Genomic DNA, 2848 nt, shown 5'->3' on the forward strand with positions numbered 1-2848 from the left:
GGGGGGTTGGATTACGCCAACATAAATGACCCATTCGCCACGTCGCCCTACGCGGTCAACGGCGGGGTTGGGGGTCGTAGCATCTACGATATAGTCTCCACCCCCAACGGCCATGTAGCCGTGGGCGCGAACGGTCTTGTCGTTGTCCAGGATGGTATTGGTGGGCCACTCAATGTCGTGAAGGTTGGGACAACCGACGCTATCACATCCGTTGTGTACGAGCTACGGACAGGCTCCGTAGTCGCTTCTACGGCGGGGGGTGCTACCCTAGTATCCCAGGATGGCTCTAACTTCGTCTACATCCCCAGCGGTCTGGAGAACGACAGCTATGCAATGGCGGTTACGCCTACTGCCATCGTACGAGTGGGGGCAAACGGGTCCATTTATAGGAGCACCGACGGCGGGTATACATGGACGACTATCGAGTCGCCAACTACTGAAGATCTCTTTGCGATTCATTACGACAGCCTGAACCTAGTGGCAGTAGGGGCCAACGGCACGATCATCTACAGCAGCGATAACGGGCAGACTTGGGTAGCCTTGACCAGCGGCACGGCTAATGACCTCTATACGGTTATTGGCGAATCGAACATCTTTGTAGCTGCCGGCGAAGGCGGGGTCATGCTGACCTCGCAGAATGGTGGGTATACATGGTCGCCAGCGGCCAGTGGAACGACTTCCGATATTCGCGGAGGTGCCGTAGAAGGGGGCACCTACTATCTGGTCGGGGATGAGTCGGTCATCCTGTCTGGCTCCCTGTTATCCGATATGAGCATGATACCGGAGGAAGATGCCTGTACCATGGATGACAGTTTCAGTGTGATCGTGCACTACGCCAATCAGATAGATGAGAGCGCTCGGGACCATGGCGGGTTTCCGGAGGTTCTGATCGAGAACATGCAGGAAGAATACGGCGCGCTTGTACCGAATGTAACCGCTGGAGTTACGGCCTATAGCTTGGCAGGTGAGAATGCGACGCTTCACGAGGCGAACTTTATCGCCGGTCCCCATGTCCTGGAATCCGCGTATAAAACAGCAGACGGATTCAGCTATACCTATGGCCTACTGATTCTGATCCAGGAAGCGTTGGAGGCGGACGATACGGCTACAGCCGCCGCGCTGGCGTTTCTCTTGACGATGGCTGAACAGATGTCGGTGTCTGAGGACCACATCATTGGCGGGACCATCGTGCTGGATCTGTCCGAAGGTATGGCGGGGGATGACACCCAATCCCTGATCGCTGCGTTGCGCGCTACCATCTCCGAAGGGTTGATCAGCGGCATGTTGTTTGGCCCGAGGGTTGGGTCTCCTGATCCGGATGATAATCCCGAGGATGATGTATGGGATTGCTGGGTTGTTAACACGGAGACAAGGGCCACGACCACTTACAATAACTTCTTCTTCACCAGCATGGCCGAGGTAGACGGCACGGTCTACACAACGGATGGCGCGACCATCTACACACTAGGCGGCGATACGGATGCCGGGGCTATCATTCCTGCCGAAATTGAATTACCGATCAGTGACTTCGGGGATTCGCATCTTAAGAATGTGAACCGGGTTTATCTCGGTATGTGGGCTGACGGCAAGATGGCACTGAAGACGATCACGGAAGGAAATGTTGAGCGGTGGTATGAACTTGAAGCACGCCGTGAGGGGGTGCACGAATACCGGGTTCCGCTACCGAAAGGCGTAAAATCCCGCTACTGGGCGTTCCAGATTGGCAATGTCATGGGGGGTGACTTCAGCCTTGAATCTGTTACAATTCTTCCAGTTGTCCTTTCTCGCAGGGTGCGGTAATCATGGCTTCGGCGCTTGACTCGATCGATACAATTCTAGCGTCCACCCGACAGCTTGGTGAGAACCAGGTAGCGCTGGCTAATGCATGGGCGAACTCCGCGATCAATGCGGCGGAAGCTTACAATCTCCCCGATGTTGATTTGCCCGACCTCGAATGGATTCCACCGGTGGACCCCACGCTTCCTCCGGAGGACCTCACCTCTACAATTATGAGTATGGTGGATTCAGGGGTGTCGGTTTACGACACACTTGTAAAGGATAACTTCTCGGCTTTCATGGACAAGTATTACCCGGATTATTCTGTCCGGGATGAATACCTCCGCGAAAAGCTGGAAGGCATCGTGGATACAGGGGGAAAGATTCTTCCCGACTACATCGAGAATGCGATCTACCAGCGCGCCCGATCCCGTAATGCGATGGAGAGCCTCGCACAGGAGCAGCAGGCGTATGCGGACTTTGCATCCCGAGGATTTGGTATCCCGCCCGGAGCCTTGCTGGCTCGTGTCGATGCCGCCCGTAAGGCCGCAGCCGTAGCCAATGCCCAGGTATCCTCTGACATGGCGGTCAAGCAACAGGAGCTTGCCGTGGAGAATATCCGCTTTGCGCTGGGTGAACTGAACAAGATGCGTGTGGATGCCATCAAGGATGCCGTGGCTTACGTCGGCGCCCTGGTTGATGCGATCCGTAACAAGAACACTGAGCTATCTGCGATCATCCAAGCACGGCAGGTATTCACGGATTCCTATATCAAATACTACGGTGTGTTGTATGATAAAGCCAAGATGCAACTCACCGCTGACAATTACAAGGCGACTTACCTGATGCAGACAGATCAAGTACGGATCGATGCATTTGTCAAGGCGCTATCTGAACAAGTCCGCGCAGCGATTTCCGGAGCTGAGGCCGCCGCACGTTCCGCTGCATCCGCCATCGGATCGCAGAATACCATGACCAACTTGAGTGCTTCGGAAATTATTTCCGGCGCAACGGGAGCATAAGATGGCTGTCAATCTCACCGAAGAACAGAAACGATTGCCAGCCATCTTAT

2 protein-coding genes are annotated in these 2848 nt (G+C 54.8%); both read left to right on the forward strand.

The genetic code is table 11. The features are described from left to right. Positions 1–1800: WD40/YVTN/BNR-like repeat-containing protein (locus E4680_RS14170; RefSeq protein WP_205688948.1), on the forward strand; the 1800-nt coding region annotated here is incomplete at its 5' end. A gap of 2 nt (positions 1801–1802) precedes the next feature. After that, complete coding sequence (locus tag E4680_RS13620; RefSeq protein WP_135282970.1) at positions 1803–2798, forward strand: hypothetical protein; 996 nt, start codon at positions 1803–1805, stop codon at positions 2796–2798. The last annotated feature ends 50 nt before the right edge of the window (positions 2799–2848 follow it).

Origin of the sequence: Candidatus Macondimonas diazotrophica (assembly GCF_004684205.1) — a bacterium.
Lineage (GTDB): Bacteria > Pseudomonadota > Gammaproteobacteria > UBA5335 > UBA5335 > Macondimonas > Macondimonas diazotrophica.